The sequence below is a fragment of the Maritimibacter sp. DP1N21-5 genome (assembly GCF_019218295.1).
Taxonomy (GTDB): Bacteria; Pseudomonadota; Alphaproteobacteria; order Rhodobacterales; family Rhodobacteraceae; genus Maritimibacter.
The window spans coordinates 707,776-721,993 of the sequence record NZ_JAHUZF010000006.1 but is presented as its reverse complement, the minus strand read 5'-3'; the positions used below and the strand labels follow the sequence as shown (position 1 = coordinate 721,993).

Here is a 14,218-nt window from a genome sequence, read left to right as displayed (position 1 = left end):
GGGCTAGAGCTATGGACAACAAGTCGCCGGATGCGTTTCGCACGATCAGCGAGGTGGCCGATTGGCTGGGCGTGCCGACCCATGTCCTGCGCTTCTGGGAAAGCCGCTTCACACAGGTCAAGCCGGTGAAGCGTGCAGGTGGACGGCGGTATTACCGTCCCTCGGACATGGAACTGCTCGGCGGTATCCGCAAGCTCCTGCATGATGACGGCCTGACCATTCGCGGCGTGCAAAAACTCCTGCGCGAGCAAGGTGTGAAACACGTCGCGGCCATGTCGCAGCCGCTCGATCTGGAAGCGGAACCCGAAAGCAACGTGGTCCCGCTCGACCGCTCGCGTCGATCGACGCAGGAAGCGGATCCGGTCGAAGACGCGGAAATCCTCGAGGCGCCCGAGGAAGCCCCGGAGGTTCAGGACGTCGATGCCTCCGAGGCGGAAGACGCGATGCCCGAACCCGTGGACGACGCGATGGCGAACCATGATGTGGCCCTGGATGCCCCCGGCCCTGACGAAGAGCTGGAAGACGTGACGCCGGTGTCTTTCGAGACCGTGGATGAGAAGGATGTGGCCGAACCTGTCGGGGAGGCCGTCGCACCGGATGCAGACGCATCGCCGGATGACGCGGCAGACTTCAACCCCTTCGCCAGCGCACCGAATGTGACGCTGGAACCGACGGAGTCGGACATCCCCGAGGAGGCCACCGAAGTCTCGCCGCTTGCGGTCGAAGAGGATGCGGGCATCGCAAGCCTCGTTGCGGAAACCACGGGCGAAGGGACGCAAGTCCCCGACGCGCTGGCTGCCGAGGAAGATACGAGAGACAGCGAGTCGGCGGCATCGGAGGACGAAGACCCCAGCCCCGCATTGACGGTCTCGGCCCACGACGATTCGACGCTCACCCCACCCGAGCCCCAATCGGACGAGGATGCCTCCACTGCGCTCGATGTCGACGCGACGCATCTGTCGAGGGGTGACGCGGAACGCATCTCGCCCGCTGAGACGGATACAGACGCAGACCAAGAAACCGAGAACGTCTTCACGGTAGCTGAGGCCGACGTGTCTCAGAACCCCGAACGGGAAGCAGATCCCGTCGCGCCGGAGGTTGCGCCCGCGCCCGAACCCGAACGTCCACGCCTTGTCATGCCGGACGTCGGACCAGACCTCACGGACGAAGCGCTGGTCGAAATTCGCCCTGTCGCGCGGCGACTTCGCGAGCTTCGCGACGCGGGCGACACCTTGCCCGTCGCAATGCTCCGCGACATCGCCGAGCGGCTTCAGGCACTGAAATCCAATGCCGGTGGCACGGACGGTCCAGCCGATCGCCTGTAACGAAAATTCATGCGCCAGAGCCCTTGTCACGCCCGCGAAAATCGCTATCTAGGGCCCCACGTCGGGCTATGGCGCAGTCTGGTAGCGCGTCCGTCTGGGGGACGGAAGGTCGTAGGTTCAAGTCCTGCTAGCCCGACCAATACTCCACCGAACCGCCCGCCCTGTCATGGGGCGGGCGTTCGTGTATCGAGGCCCCCGAGTGGAAGTATCCAGCCCAAACGGCTGGCAAGGAGAGGGAGCCATCACAGATGACCGACAGCACGCTTACGCGCACGGGCACCGGCGTCCTTCCCTCCCAGATCCTGCGCCAGATGATCGACACCGGGACGATTTCCGCCGATCCCGCGATCACCGCGCCGCAGATCCAGCCCGCCTCGCTCGACCTCCGGCTCGGCACAATCGCCTACCGCGTGCGGGCTTCGTTTCTGGCCGGCGATGGCCGGACCGTGGCGGACCGGCTGTCCGAGTTCGAGATGCACCGCATCGACCTGTCGCAGGGCGCTGTGCTTGAAAAAGGCGCAGTCTATGTCGTGCCCCTCATGGAGCGCCTCGCGCTCCCCGAGGGTGTGCAGGCCGTCGCCAATGCAAAGAGCTCGACCGGACGGCTCGACCTCCTGACGCGGACGATCACCGATGGCGGCACCGAGTTCGACCGAATCCCGCCGGGTTATGAAGGTCCCCTCTACGCCGAGATCTGCCCAAGGTCCTTCTCGGTCCTCGTGCGACCCGGCATGCGCCTGAACCAGATCCGGTTCCGGGCCGGTCAGGCCGTGCTGACGGACGACGAACTGCGCAACCGCCACGCCACCGAACGGCTCGTCGACGGGCCTGCCGTCATCGACCACGGCCTCGGGTTCTCGGTCGATTTGAAGCCCGGGGACGGCGATCTCGTCGGCTATCGAGCGAAGCCCCATACCGGCGTCATCGACCTCGACCTGATCAACCACTACGACCCCGCCGAGTTCTGGGAGCCCATCCACACGACCGAAGGGCGCATCATCCTGGACCCCGGCGCTTTCTACATTCTTGTCAGCCGCGAAGCCGTGCATATCCCGCCCGATTGCGCGGCGGAAATGGCGCCCTATCTCGCCATGGTCGGTGAATTCCGGGTGCATTACGCAGGCTTCTTCGATCCCGGCTTCGGCCATGACGCAGCCGGCGGCACGGGATCGCGCGGCGTGCTGGAGGTGCGCTGCCACGAAGCGCCCTTCGTGCTTGAACACGGTCAGGTGGTGGGCCGGCTCGTCTATGAGCGCATGGCTGAAGTCCCCGAAACGCTCTACGGCGCTGACCTGAAGTCGAACTATCAGGGACAGGGCCTGAAGCTCGCCAAGCACTTCAAGTCGCCGCGCTAGGCGCCACCGCTCCCGACGGTCTCTTGCACAAGCGCACTGAGGACCGGACCCCGCACCGCAGCCTCGCAGTGGGCCGCAAGCATCTTGCGGTCAGCGAAGTCCGCGACACGCACCGGGTCGTGGTAGTGTATCTCGACTCGTCCCTGCCGCACGGCACCCAGCACGGCCAGCAGATGAGGCCCGAGGTCCATATCGCCCCACCAGCCGTAAAACCGGTCGTCTCGACCTCTCGGCGCGAGGTAGACGACGCTCACCGGCTGCACCCACATGTTCTGGCGCAGGCCATCGGCGAAGAACGCCGCGAAAAGCGTGGTCTTGAAGGGCAGCACCCGCCGGCTGTCGGTCGAGGTGCCCTCGGGAAAGAACAACAGGCGGTGCCCAAGTGACAACCGCCGCCGGAACTCGCCCACCTGCGCGGCGGCCTCCCGTCGGTCCCGCCGGATGAAGACCGTCCCCGTCGCCCGCGCGAGCCAGCCGATTCCCGGCCAGTCGCGCACCTCGGCCTTCGAGACGAAATAGAGCCGCTTGGGCGCATTCAGGACGAAGATGTCGAGCCAGGAGGAATGGTTCGCCACCACGGCGCCAGGGCCCCGCATGGGAACGCCCTTCGCGCGCCAGCCGATGCCGAGGATGGCCAGCGCCGCGATACAGACGAGCCGCGTGATGGTTGGCGTTATGGGCCGGCTTTCGCCCGCGACAAGGCGCTCCAGCGGCAGCATCACCAGCGTTGCCACAAGCCCGATCGCCAGCACCACGAAGAGCGGAATGACCCTGAGGACCGCGACGACCCAGCCAGGCGCCGACACATGAAGGTCGGGCCGCTCACTGCCATCGTCCCAGGATGCCGCGGACCGGGGCTCGTTCACCCCCGGCCCTCCCGGCGCGCCAGTTTCTCGTACATCGCCCGCTGCTTGGGCGGCACCTTGGGCAGGTCTACGATGATGCAGACGTCGGTCGTGTTGAAAGGCTCGTCCACGAAAGCCCCGTCACCGATGACCCCGCCCAGCCGTAGGTAGGCCTTGATGAGCGCGGGCATCTGGCTCATAGCCTCGCGCGTTTCGATCTGATCCTTCGCCAGCAGATCGGCGCTTTGGTAAAAGGCGTCGAGCACCCGGGTCCGCAACTCAGGCGGGGCAAGATGGAAGTGGTGCAGATAGGATAATGGCTCGCGGATCGCCTGAAGCTCGGTGCCGCGAAAGCTCGCCACGCCGAACATGACTTCGATGGCATGCGCGTCCGTATAGTTCAGAAGCCCGACCCAGAGTTGGGCCAATGCAGCGCCCCCGCGGTAGTCGCGATGGACGCAGGAGCGCCCGAGCTCGAGCAGCTTCCGCCCGGATGCCTTCAGCGCCGACAGATCGTATTCCGATTCCGAGTAATAGCGCCCGATCCGGGCCGCCTGATCGTCGCGCATCACGCGGTAGGCACCGACCGCCTGGTCGCCGGTCCGGTTCCGGTCGTAAAGGACCAGATGATCGAAATGGGCGTCGAATTCGTCGCGTTCCAGCCGTGCCTCGTGGTCGACATCCGGCCCGGACCCGCCCAGTTCCTCGATGAAGACCTGATAGCGCAAACGTTGCGCGTCGCGCACCTCGCCCATCGTCTCGGCGATGCGAAGCTCGTATCGCGGGCTTACTGCGGACATCTGGCGGGCGCTCTCCCTCTTTTCACGGGTTCTATGATCCGAGGGGGGCTTTGGCAACCGCGCTGCACCGTCCTCCGGTCTTTACACACCTATAGGTTGTGATAGCCTTCCATGACCCGGCCCGGCTTCAGTCTTCGTCGAAGACCGGTGTGAGGGCGACCTGGGAGATGTCGATGACCCGCTTGCCCGCGTTCTCGAAGTTCACGGTCACCTTGCCGTGGATGTTGGATTGCACCTGCCCGAGGCCCCAATCGGGTTCAGTCGGCAACCGGACGAGCATGCCCGGTTCGAGAAGAGAAGAAAGATGGTCCATGCACGCGCTTTCAGGGTTTGAGGTTTCACCATGAGCGACACGAACGACCTGGTGGCGCTCGTCGGCAGCCGCATCTGCCATGACCTTATCAGCCCTTTGGGCGCAATCGGCAATGGGCTCGAACTCTTGATGCTGTCGGGTGGCGAGGACAGCCCGGAAGCCGCGCTCATGCGCGAGAGCCTCGAGAGCGCGTCGGGCCGGATCCGGTTTTTCCGGATCGCCTTCGGCACCGCGTCCGGCGGGCAGATCGTTCGGGCCGACGAAATTACCTCGGCGCTCGCGGACGCCGGGCGCAAGGCCAAGATGGAATGGCGCGTGCCGGGCGATTGTCCCCGTCCGGAGACGAAACTCGCCTTCCTCCTTGCCACCTGCTGCGAAAGCGCGATGCCCTTCGGTGGCACCATCACGGTCAGCGAGGCGGTGGGCCAGTGGTCGGTCACGGGACGCGCCGAGCGGATGAAGATCGACGACAGGGATTGGGGACATCTGACGGGGGGCGGAGGTGCCCTGTCCCCCGCCAAGGTTCACTTCGGCCTCGTCCTTCCCGAGGTTCGGGCACAAGGCAGGTCGCTGGGTGTCGAGATCACCGACACCCGGCTTCACCTGACTTTCTAGGAAAGTTTACGGGCGCGTCGTCCCGTCGCCTTCCACGATATACTTGAAGCTGGTGAGCTGTTCGGCCCCGACCGGCCCACGTGCATGCATCTTGCCCGTGGCGATTCCGATCTCGGCGCCCATCCCGAACTCGCCACCGTCCGCGAACTGGGTAGAGGCGTTGCGCATCAGGATGGCACTGTCGAGCCGCTGGAAGAACCGCGCGGCAGCCGCGTCGTCCTCGGTCATGATCGCATCGGTGTGTGACGAGGAATACTGCCGGATATGCGCGATCGCCCCGTCCAGATCGTCGACGACCTTCGCTGCGATGATCGAGTCGAGATATTCCGTGCCCCAGTCGTCGTCCGTCGCGGCCACGGTCCCGGTCAAGCCCTCCCCGGCCCGCACCTCGACGCCTTTCGACATGAGCGCATCAAGCACGGCCTGCCCAAGCGGCAGGGCGTCCCTGTGCACGAGCAGACACTCCGCCGCGCCGCAGATCCCGGTCCGCCGGGTCTTGGCGTTGATCACCACGTCCATTGTCTTCTGGGGATCGGCGGCCTTGTCGATGAAAATATGCACGATGCCTTCAAGGTGGGCAAAGACCGGCACGCGGGCCTCGCGCTGGACAAGGCCCACCAGCCCTTTGCCCCCGCGCGGCACGATAACGTCCACGTAATCGGTCATGGTCAAGAGCTCGCGCACAGCCTCGCGGTCGCGGGTCGGCACGCGCTGGATCGCGTCTTCGGGCAACCCCGCCGAGCGCAGCCCCTCGACGAGGCAGGCGTGAATCGCGCCGGAGGAATGGAAGCTCTCCGATCCGCCCCGCAGGATAACGGCATTGCCGGATTTCAGGCAGAGCGCACCGGCATCGGCGGTCACGTTCGGACGGCTTTCATAGATCACGCCGATCACTCCCAAAGGCGTGCGCACGCGTTTGATATGAAGGCCAGAGGGACGATCCCATTCCGCTATTACGGCGCCCACGGGGTCGTCCTGCGCGGCGACGGCGCGCAGCCCGTCGCACATGGACCTGATCCGGTCCTCGTCCAGGAGGAGCCGGTCCATCATGGCCGGGGTCAGCCCCTTCTCGCGCCCGAATTCGAGGTCCTTGGCATTGGCCGCGATGACCTCGTCACGCCGCGCCCAGCAGGCGTCCGCAGCCGCCTCGAGCGCCTGGCGCTTGGCTTCCGATGGCGCGAACGCCAACTCCGCAGCGGCGGCTTTGGCACGGCGGCCAAGGTCCTGCATCAGGGCGGGAATGTTGTCAGCGTCTTTCATCGGAGCCTCCTTCTGGCTGGGGCTTAGATAAGACGGGCCGGGCGCAACGTCAAAGGAAAGGCAGCCGCGCGCTTAGCGGTTCCATTCGTCGTGCACCCTGCAACTGATCTGAAGGCCGTCGTCGCAAAGCCGCTCCAACGTCGTGCGCGCCGCGACGGGCGTTACACGGGGGTTCTTGCCGTAGCCGCCAAGGACCGCGGCAAAATGACAGGCGGGAACGTAGCCCGCGCCACAAAGGTCACCAAGGCCGGCGGCGGCGGAACTATAGTCCTTGTCCAGCAAGGCCGCGCGCACTGCCTGCCCCATGAAAGGTTGATCGCACTTGGCAAATGCTTCGGCCATCGAGCCGATGGTTTCTTCTTGGTCTGGCGTGTAATTGCTGGTCAGCATGACGAGAAGTGTCAAGCCGTTGAGCGCATTATCGCAAATCGCCTGGGTCACACGAGCACGCTCCTCATTGATCGCCGCCAAATCGGCCGTGTTCTCGATGTTCCTCAGGCACAAATCATGGCGTGTCAGCATATCCTTAAACCCGGTCACCGGCACGGAAACCTTTCCCCCATCAGGCAAACGGTCGCTCTGCACCTCGACGATCTCGGCCTTGCCAAGCTCGGTCAGCAGAAGCGCGTTGTTGGCGTCGTCCTTGGCTGGAAACACCAGCGAAATCCGGTTCCCGCCAAACACCGTAGGCACCGAGATGCCGCCGCGACCGACAAGCTCCAGCCGGGCGAGTTCAACCACCCGCTCAAGGGACCAGGCCTTGTTCACTACGATCAACGCATGACGGTCGTCATCGTTGAAATTCATCTCGAAGAAGAGGGTATAGGGCGCCTCTGTGCGCCCTACGATACATTCGGTGTTGTCTTCAGTCGGGAAGACTTGCCACCCGTCTTCGCCGGTCTGGGACCAGCCCGGCATGGCAACGAAGATCAGCACGGCGGACAATATGATGGGCAGCATCGCCAAAGTCGGCGCGGCAGGGAAAACGGCTTCAGGACGCATCGTGCATGCCTCCAAATGGATGTCTCGAATGCAGAAAGCATGACACATCCTGGCCGAAATCCAAAGATCGTAGGAACGAACCCAGGCGTCGGGGCGCAGGACCGGGCCCGATGTGCCCTCTAAAGCGCCATATCGTCCCGGTGGATGAGCGCGGCACGGCCGGGATAGCCCAGCGTCTCCTCGATCTGGTCGGACCGTTTGCCGATCAGCCGCCGCGCCTCATGCGCCGTGTAGCGCACGAGCCCGGCGCCGATATGGGACCCGTCCGGTCCGAGGATCTCCACCGGTTCGCCGCGCCCGAAATCGCCCGTCACCTGCGTCACGCCCGCCGGGAGAAGCGATTTACCTCCCCGAAGCGCGCGCACGGCGCCTTCGTCGAGGGCCACCGTGCCCTGCGGCTTCATCGAACCGATCCAGTGCTTGCGCGCCGCAGAGGGGTCCTGCCGCGCCACGAAAAGCGTCGAGCGTTCGCCCGCTTCCAGAGCCGCCAGCGGGTTCGGGCGGCTCCCTTCCGTGATGATCAACCCGCAGCCTGCCGCCGTCGCCGTCTGCGCGGCGAGGAGCTTGGTCTTCATCCCGCCTTTCGACAGCCCGGTCCCGGCGTCGCCCGCCATCGCCATGAGCGCGGGGGTGATTTCCTCGACGACCGGGTAATGCTCGGCGGCAGGGTCGGTCTTTGGGTTGCCAGAGTAGAAGCCGTCCACGTCCGACAGGAGCACCGTCAGGTCCGCGCCCACTGTCACCGCGACCTGCGCCGCGAGGCGGTCGTTGTCGCCATAGCGGATCTCGTCGGTCGCCACGGTGTCGTTCTCGTTCACGATGGGCACGACACCGAAGCCCAGAAGCGTCTCGAGCGTGGCACGCGAGTTGAGATAGCGCCGCCGATCCGCCGAATCCTCGAGCGTGACGAGAACCTGCGCCGTGGTGATCCCCAAGGGCGACAGGACCTCTTCATAGGCGCGCGCGAGGCGGATCTGTCCGACTGCGGCGGCCGCCTGAGACTGTTCCAGCGGCAGTCCACCCAAGGGCAGTCCCAGAACGCCACGCCCGAGCGCGATGGACCCGGACGACACCAGAACCACATCCGCGCCCCGCGCCTTGAGCCGGGCCACATCTTCGGCCAGACCGGAGAGCCATGTGGACTTGAGCGCGCCCGTCGCCGCATCGACCAGAAGCGCCGAGCCGATCTTGACCACCACGCGGCGCGCGGTGGCGAGAGTCACGGTTGCCAAGTCCCGCTCTCCTCTTCGTCGCCCCCTTCGGCCTTCTTGCGGCGGAAGCGTTCGGCCCCGATCTCGGCCTTGAGCGCCCGGAGGACCGAAGTCACGCCATCCTTGGCGACCCCGGACATCTCATAGACGTGCTCGCCGCAGGCCTTGGCAAGCGCCTCCCGCTTCTCCTCGCGTTCCTCGTCCAGAAGCGCGTCGATCTTGTTCAGGACCGTGATGCGCGGCTTCTGCGCAAGGACGCCGCCATAGGCCTCGAGTTCGTGGATGATGGTACGGTAATCCTCGACCACGGTCTCGGAGGTGCCATCGACAAGATGGAGAAGCACCGAACAGCGTTCGACATGGCCCAGGAACTGGTCCCCGAGCCCCCGCCCATCATGCGCGCCTTCGATCAGACCGGGAATGTCGGCCACCACGAATTCGACGTTGTCCACGCCCACGACGCCAAGGTTCGGAACGAGCGTCGTAAAGGGATAGTCCGCGATCTTGGGACGCGCGTTCGAAGTCGCCGCGAGAAAGGTCGACTTGCCCGCGTTCGGAAGGCCCAGAAGCCCGACGTCGGCGATCAGCTTGAGACGCAGCCAGAGGGTCCGCTCGACCCCCTCCTGCCCGGAATTGGCCCGGCGCGGCGCCTGATTGGTGGCAGTTTTGAAATGGAGGTTCCCGAAGCCGCCGTTGCCGCCCTTGGCAATGACCAGCCGTTCGCCCACCTCGGTCAGGTCGGCGATGACGGTTTCCTCGTCCTCGTCGATGACTTCAGTGCCCACAGGCACCCGAAGCACGATGTCGTCGCCCGACTTGCCGGTGCGCTGGTTGCCCGAGCCCGGCGCGCCGTTCTTGGCGAAGAAATGCTGCTGGTAGCGGAAGTCGATGAGGGTGTTGAGCCCCTCGACCACCTCGATGACCACGTCACCGCCGCGCCCGCCATCACCGCCGTCGGGCCCGCCAAATTCGATGAACTTTTCGCGCCGGAAGGAGACACAGCCGTTTCCCCCGCTGCCGGAGCGGATATAGACCTTGGCTAGATCGAGGAATTTCATGGGGCTGGCCTTTCGTGGTTTGGGCCTTTCGTCGTTCGGGGCAAGCGATAGAGGGAAACGCGCGCTGCCTCAAGGGTGGGCGTCGGGGCAAACGCCCGGGATCAGGGGCGCTCGAGGCGGTAGTCGATGCCGGACAGCTCCTGCCCGCGCGCACGGTTCATCGCGGTATGGCGGCCGACCTCCGTGAACCCCAGCTTGAGGAGGACGCGGGACGAGGCCGGGTTGTCTTCCCAGACCTTGGCTTCGAGGAAGGGTTCGTTCCGGGACTGGAAGCCATGCTCGACAAGCGCCGTGGCCAGTTCGGTGGCATATCCCCTGCCCCAATGCGGTTTGGCGATAAGATAACCGATAGCCCGCTCGGCGACGTGAGCCATGCCGATGAGTTCGGCGCTATGCCAAGCGAGGGCATAGAACCCCGGTGCGCCCATTCGTTCCTCGATCCGATGGCGAGCGAAATCCTCGGTCACCGGATGGGGCCAGGTTGCCGTCATGCGCACCAGGTCCCAATCGGCCATGAGCCGGGCGAGCGCGCGAGCGTCCTCGGGCCGCTGCCGGCAAAGGGTGAGCCGGGCGGTTTCGATCACCTCGATGCGCCCGGCCCCGGTCACGTCAGCGCATCTTTCGGCTGTAAGTCCAGGTCGGCACATTGGCATTGCGGGCGACCGAATAGGTCTCGCTGTCGCCGACATATTGGAAACCCGCATTGGTCAGGACCCGGGCCGAGGCCGGGTTGTCCTGAAACACCTCGGCAAAGAGCGTGTCGTTGCCCAGCGGGTTCGCCGCGACGAGCGCCTGAACGGCCTCGGACGCGATGCCGGTGTTCCAACAGGGCGGCGCGACCCAGTAGCCAAGCTGGCTCTGGTTGCGGTCCATGCGGGTGAGGCTGACGACACCCAGCACTTCCTGCCCACGTTCACCGCCTTCCACGGCCGAGCCGTCGATGACCCAGACGTCTTCGACCCGGTCGGCTTTCAACGCGCGGGTCACGAAACTCTCGGTCACACCGGGCGCGAGCGGGTGCGGGATCGAGCGCGTCTCGGCGGCGACCCGTTTGTCGCCGGAGTAATGCGCCAGAAGCCCGACATCGGACAGTCGCGGCGCGCGCAGCACGAAGCGGTCCGTTTCGATGATCGCCTGCTCGTTCGCCGCCTCAACCTGCATGGTTTGTCTTTCTGGTATCACGGTCTTTCCTCCTCGAAAGCCGCAGGTCGCAAGCCGCTCGTTCAATTCCGGGCTTGCGAACATGTGCTGAAAGTCGCTTGACGGTCCGGCCTCCCCTCCGTCGCGTCTGAAACGATTTGGGGGACCGGCGTTTCGCCGATCCCCCTGATTTTGCTGACCTCGGGGTCTCGGCTTACTCGGCAGCCTCTGCTGCCGGAAGCACGGAAATGAAGGTGCGGCCTTTGAGACCCTTCGTGAACTTCACTTCGCCATCGGCGGTTGCGAAAAGGGTGTGATCGCGGCCCATGCCCACGTTGTTGCCGGCCCAGACCTTGGTGCCGCGCTGACGCACGAGGATGTTGCCCGCGATGACGGCTTCGCCACCGTATTTCTTGACGCCAAGGCGACGGCCCGCAGAGTCGCGGCCGTTGCGGGAGCTACCACCAGCTTTTTTATGTGCCATTTCGCTCTCTCCTTACTTCGCCAGAGTTTTGGCTTCTTCAACCCACTCGGGCTTCACGTTGACGGCCTCGAAGGTTTCGGGGTCGACTTTCGCGAGGTCCGCGTAGGTGGTGATGCCGGCTTCCACGAGCTTCTTCTGCATCGCGGGGCCCACGCCGTTGATTGCGGTGAGGTCGTCACCTGCGGCAGCGGCGGTTTCGGCTTTCGCTTCGGCCTTGGGTGCTGCGGCTTTCTTCGCCGGAGCGGCGGCCGGGGCCGGAGCGGTGCCCGAACGCGCGCCGATCGCGGCGGTCACGCCGGATTTCTCCGCACCCTTTTCGAGGATGTCGGTGATACGCACGAGGGTCAGTTGCTGGCGGTGGCCACGCTTGCGCTGCGAGCTGTGCTTACGACGGCGCTTCACGTAGCTGATGACTTTGTCCGCCTTGATCTGCTCGATCACTTCGGCCTGCACGCCCGCGCCTTCGACGAGGGGGGAGCCGAGGGTCGTTCCGACCATCAGGATGTCATTGAACTGGATCTTGTCGCCGGCATTGGCCGCAAGTTTCTCCACGCGGAGCACGTCGCCCGCCTGGACCTTGTATTGCTTGCCGCCGGTCTTGAGGACCGCAAACATATGGTCTTCCTTCATGTTTCCGCATCCTGTGGCCCCGGCATTCCGGCGTTCTGCGGGGCAACCCCGGCCTCGGACAGCGCGTTCCGTTCGGAACGTTGTTGCAAAACTTGTCCCCCACACGCGAGTCGCCCCGGGTGCAGGAGCCGCGTATATCGGGGCATTCAGCCTTCAAGTCAAGGAAAACAAGCCCACCAAGCGGCGGGCCTGCTCGACCGCGTTCAGATGTCCTGTTGCGGAGCGAGATCGGAGAGCCGCGCGGCAAGCTTGGCGTAGCGGTCGCCCATGATCTCATACTGGATGCCGTTGAGGATTTCATAGACCTGCATCATCTCGGGATCCTCGAGCGCCTCGCGGTAGGCCACCACGTCGTCATCGGAAAAGTCGCGATAGACATAGGCCGAGGCCAGAATTCCCGACGACTGGATCGCCTCCCGCAATTGCGGTTCCTGATCCTTCAGGATCTCGCGAAGTTCCGCCTCGGAATACTGGATGTCGGAGGCGCCGGCAGCCATGGCGGAGGTCAGATAACGCACCTGAAGCTCGATCACGGCGCGAACGGAACTGTCCACACCGCCGATGGCGTCGGACATGAGGCGGTATTCGTTGATCCGTGCCGGGTTTTCGTCCGCGAGCCGCGTGACGATCAGCTCGCCCTCGGCGTATTGCGTGTCCGGGTCATTCATCTGCGCCGCATTCTCGGCCTCGACAAGCCGTTGGCCAAGCTCGGTTTCGTAGAACGCGATGCCATGATCCACGAGGTCCTGCGGCATGATCGCTTCCATCATGTCGAGCGTCTCTTCGATCATCGCCTCGGGCTCGAAGATTTCGCGCGCGAGACGGACCCATTCGCTGCCGAACGCGTCGGGATCGGACCCGGCAATGCCGGGCCCGTTCATCGCCCCTTGCTGGAGCGAGGTGATCGCGACGTCGAAGCCGGTGACTTCAAGAAATTCGCGCGATGTGTCCCGATCGGCAGCGACAAGCGCCGCCCCGAAGCAGATCGCAGCGACAGCCACGGCGGCACCGGTCATGAGACGGTTGAAGGTCATGGTGCTCTCCCAGGTTGGCAACTGAGACAAACCTATGGAGAACGCCCCCTGCAAACAAGGAATCTCACGAAATGATCAACGAACCGGCAACGGGTCGCCGGATTTTTTCAAAACATCCCTTGCACTCGCTGTTGGCGCTCTGTAAATCGCGCTCCACCAGACCCCCGCGGAGAGGTGCCGGAGTGGTCGAACGGGGCGGTCTCGAAAACCGTTGTGGGGGTGACTCCACCCAGGGTTCGAATCCCTGTCTCTCCGCCACTATCCCCTGCCGATAGCATATTCAGAAGTGACAACTCCCGCCTCACGCGGGTTGGCCTGCCAGATAATCGTCGAGCGCCGCGAATTGTTCCGGAAAGGCTCCGGTGCTGCCGGAAGCGATGGCGTCGTCCAGCGCTTCTTTCGACGGATAGCGATCATGGACCGTGAGGTGGGTTCTGCCGTTTTCCTCCTCGAAGGTCACCGTCGTGACTGATCCCTCCTCGGTCTCGGCGTTGGTCCAGACCAGCCGTTTGTCGGGAATCACCTCCAGATAGGTGCCGTGGAAGGCCATCGGGCCGTCGAAGTCCGGGTGTCCGAATTCGAAGCGGTAACCGCCGCCCGTGCGCACGTCCATCTTGCAGGAGATGAAGGTGATCCCGAAAGACGCCGGCGCCCACCAGCGCAGCATGTGTTCGGGCCGGGTCCAGGCCTCGAAGACCACGCGCGCCGGGGCGGCGAAGGTCCGCCTTGTGACAAGCTCGGTGTCGGATACGCGGTCGGAGGTGGTGTCAAGCGTCTTTGCCATGTGACTCATCCTCTTGTGAAATCTCTTGAATGACAGTGTCGAGCGCATCGAAGCGGGCGGCCCAGCGCAGGCGGTGGTCCTCGATCCACGCGGCCTCCTGAGAAAGATCGCGCGCGCCAAGCCGGCACGTCCGGGTTCGCCCGATCTTTTGCGTGGAGACGAGTCCCGCGCGCTCCAGCACGCCGACATGTTTCTTCATCCCTGTCAGGGTCATGGAAAAACGCGCAGCGAGGTCGGTGATCGAGGCGTCGCCTTGCGCAAGCGTGTCGAGGACACCGCGCCGGGTCGGGTCCGACAGCGCGGAAAAGGTGGCGTCGACGCCGGGTTCTGAATACTGATCCATGTGGTTCAGTATTTGACCG

Annotated in this window: 17 protein-coding genes and 2 tRNA genes; 5 read left to right on the top strand and 14 right to left on the bottom strand. The window is 64.6% G+C overall.

Going from position 1 to position 14,218, the window contains the following annotated elements:
• Positions 1 to 11: 11 nt before the first annotated feature.
• From KJP29_RS19300 to KJP29_RS11175, 3 genes are all read left to right on the top strand, one after another.
• On the top strand, positions 12 to 1,325 hold the full coding sequence (locus KJP29_RS19300; RefSeq protein WP_255553578.1) for a MerR family transcriptional regulator: 1,314 nt from the start codon (positions 12 to 14) through the stop codon (positions 1,323 to 1,325).
• A gap of 62 nt (positions 1,326 to 1,387) precedes the next feature.
• Positions 1,388 to 1,464: transfer RNA gene (locus KJP29_RS11180), tRNA-Pro, on the top strand.
• Between the two features lie 109 nt (positions 1,465 to 1,573).
• Entirely contained in the window at positions 1,574 to 2,680 is a 1,107-nt protein-coding gene (locus KJP29_RS11175; RefSeq protein WP_218463635.1) for a 2'-deoxycytidine 5'-triphosphate deaminase, read from the top strand.
• Here KJP29_RS11175 and KJP29_RS11170 read toward each other — a convergent pair.
• The 3 genes from KJP29_RS11170 to KJP29_RS11160 form a co-directional block, all read right to left on the bottom strand.
• Entirely contained in the window at positions 2,677 to 3,546 is an 870-nt protein-coding gene (locus KJP29_RS11170; RefSeq protein WP_218463634.1) for a lysophospholipid acyltransferase family protein, read from the bottom strand. The genes KJP29_RS11175 and KJP29_RS11170 overlap by 4 nt on opposite strands.
• On the bottom strand, positions 3,543 to 4,325 hold the full coding sequence (locus KJP29_RS11165; RefSeq protein ID WP_218463633.1) for a GNAT family N-acetyltransferase: 783 nt from the start codon (positions 4,323 to 4,325) through the stop codon (positions 3,543 to 3,545). Before KJP29_RS11165 ends, KJP29_RS11170 begins: the two co-directional genes overlap by 4 nt.
• Positions 4,326 to 4,452: 127 nt before the next feature.
• Complete coding sequence (locus KJP29_RS11160) at positions 4,453 to 4,638, bottom strand: DUF3553 domain-containing protein (protein WP_218463632.1); 186 nt, start codon at positions 4,636 to 4,638, stop codon at positions 4,453 to 4,455.
• 30 nt (positions 4,639 to 4,668) lie between these two features.
• Between KJP29_RS11160 and KJP29_RS11155 the strand changes: the two genes are divergently transcribed.
• Positions 4,669 to 5,253: a histidine phosphotransferase family protein gene (locus KJP29_RS11155; protein ID WP_218463631.1), complete on the top strand. Its 585-nt coding sequence runs from the start codon at positions 4,669 to 4,671 to the stop codon at positions 5,251 to 5,253.
• Positions 5,254 to 5,259: 6 nt separating this feature from the next.
• Here the strand turns inward: KJP29_RS11155 and KJP29_RS11150 are convergent, their stop codons facing one another.
• The 9 genes from KJP29_RS11150 to KJP29_RS11110 all read right to left on the bottom strand — a co-directional run bounded on the left by KJP29_RS11150 (position 5,260) and on the right by KJP29_RS11110 (position 13,072).
• Entirely contained in the window at positions 5,260 to 6,513 is a 1,254-nt protein-coding gene (locus KJP29_RS11150) for a glutamate-5-semialdehyde dehydrogenase (RefSeq protein ID WP_218463630.1), read from the bottom strand.
• Between the two features lie 72 nt (positions 6,514 to 6,585).
• Entirely contained in the window at positions 6,586 to 7,515 is a 930-nt protein-coding gene (locus KJP29_RS11145; RefSeq protein ID WP_218463629.1) for a hypothetical protein, read from the bottom strand.
• A 119-nt stretch (positions 7,516 to 7,634) separates the two neighbouring features.
• A complete protein-coding gene (gene proB, locus KJP29_RS11140) occupies positions 7,635 to 8,738 on the bottom strand; it encodes a glutamate 5-kinase (RefSeq protein ID WP_370630889.1) in 1,104 nt (367 codons plus the stop codon).
• Entirely contained in the window at positions 8,735 to 9,784 is a 1,050-nt protein-coding gene (obgE, locus tag KJP29_RS11135) for a GTPase ObgE (protein WP_218463627.1), read from the bottom strand. Before obgE ends, proB begins: the two co-directional genes overlap by 4 nt.
• Positions 9,785 to 9,885: 101 nt before the next feature.
• Positions 9,886 to 10,392, bottom strand: coding sequence for a GNAT family N-acetyltransferase (locus KJP29_RS11130; protein WP_218463626.1), 507 nt, complete (start codon positions 10,390 to 10,392; stop codon positions 9,886 to 9,888).
• A gap of 1 nt (position 10,393) precedes the next feature.
• Positions 10,394 to 10,945 (bottom strand): GNAT family N-acetyltransferase, encoded by a 552-nt coding sequence (locus tag KJP29_RS11125; protein ID WP_218463625.1) that lies wholly within the window; start codon positions 10,943 to 10,945, stop codon positions 10,394 to 10,396.
• Between the two features lie 193 nt (positions 10,946 to 11,138).
• Positions 11,139 to 11,408, bottom strand: coding sequence for a 50S ribosomal protein L27 (gene rpmA / locus KJP29_RS11120; protein ID WP_218463624.1), 270 nt, complete (start codon positions 11,406 to 11,408; stop codon positions 11,139 to 11,141).
• 12 nt (positions 11,409 to 11,420) lie between these two features.
• Positions 11,421 to 12,023, bottom strand: coding sequence for a 50S ribosomal protein L21 (gene rplU / locus KJP29_RS11115; RefSeq protein WP_218464929.1), 603 nt, complete (start codon positions 12,021 to 12,023; stop codon positions 11,421 to 11,423).
• Between the two features lie 218 nt (positions 12,024 to 12,241).
• Positions 12,242 to 13,072: a DUF2059 domain-containing protein gene (locus KJP29_RS11110; RefSeq protein WP_218463623.1), complete on the bottom strand. Its 831-nt coding sequence runs from the start codon at positions 13,070 to 13,072 to the stop codon at positions 12,242 to 12,244.
• A 168-nt stretch (positions 13,073 to 13,240) separates the two neighbouring features.
• Here KJP29_RS11110 and KJP29_RS11105 point away from each other — a divergent pair.
• Positions 13,241 to 13,330 (top strand) — tRNA-Ser (locus KJP29_RS11105).
• A 43-nt stretch (positions 13,331 to 13,373) separates the two neighbouring features.
• Here KJP29_RS11105 and KJP29_RS11100 read toward each other — a convergent pair.
• Positions 13,374 to 13,856 (bottom strand): SRPBCC family protein, encoded by a 483-nt coding sequence (locus tag KJP29_RS11100; protein ID WP_218463622.1) that lies wholly within the window; start codon positions 13,854 to 13,856, stop codon positions 13,374 to 13,376.
• Positions 13,840 to 14,199 (bottom strand): helix-turn-helix transcriptional regulator, encoded by a 360-nt coding sequence (locus KJP29_RS11095; RefSeq protein ID WP_218463621.1) that lies wholly within the window; start codon positions 14,197 to 14,199, stop codon positions 13,840 to 13,842. Before KJP29_RS11095 ends, KJP29_RS11100 begins: the two co-directional genes overlap by 17 nt.
• Positions 14,200 to 14,218: the final 19 nt, after the last annotated feature.